Below are 654 nucleotides of genomic sequence, written 5' to 3' on the forward strand. Positions count from 1 at the left end.
AATTACATGAACATGAATAAAACAATTTTAGCAACTCTAATTTCAACTGCATTCTCAAGCAGTGTTATTGCGCAAAGCGTAAATATTGAACTGGCAAACTTAGAAACTGAAAAAGTGATTCAATCTCAAATGGACAGTATTGATAGCGCAACACTTGCTAAGTTAAATGCACAAAATAACAAAGTGGTAGCTCTAGATGGTGTAGTTTACGAGCAAGATGAATCTGGTGTTTGGAAAGCTATTGGTACAGGTGCTCTTGGTCTTACAGCGGCTTTATTTAGTGGGTCTTCTAGTTCGTCTTCGAACAAATTATCAGATACTCCAAATTACGAGCAGGGTGCTATTAAGCCAAGTGTTGATAACAAGCCAGGTTTACCGGGTGTAGATAACGATATTCCTCGTGATATTAATCTAATTACGCACGGTGATACTGCATACATGTACATCAATGGTGAAGAAGTTCGCAGTGCTACTCTCGATGTAACCTCAGAAGGCAATTACACGATCACTGGCTCGGAGGGGGCTATGTTCCATGTAACCAGCAATGATGTTGGCAAGGATGTTTTGGTAACAATGGTGAACGGTGAGAGCGTTAAACTTCATAACGTGAATCGTACCGACGACCGCAATATCTCGTTCTCTGTCGAAGGTGAA

Annotated in this window: 1 pseudogene; it reads left to right on the forward strand. The window is 40.5% G+C overall.

Annotation, left to right across the window (positions count from 1 at the left end):
* Positions 1-12: 12 nt before the first annotated feature.
* A pseudogene (locus BCT81_RS26890) lies at positions 13-654 on the forward strand (hypothetical protein); the annotation flags it as partial.

The organism is Vibrio sp. 10N.261.52.A1 (assembly GCF_002876325.1).
Classification (GTDB): Bacteria; Pseudomonadota; Gammaproteobacteria; order Enterobacterales; family Vibrionaceae; genus Vibrio; species Vibrio chagasii.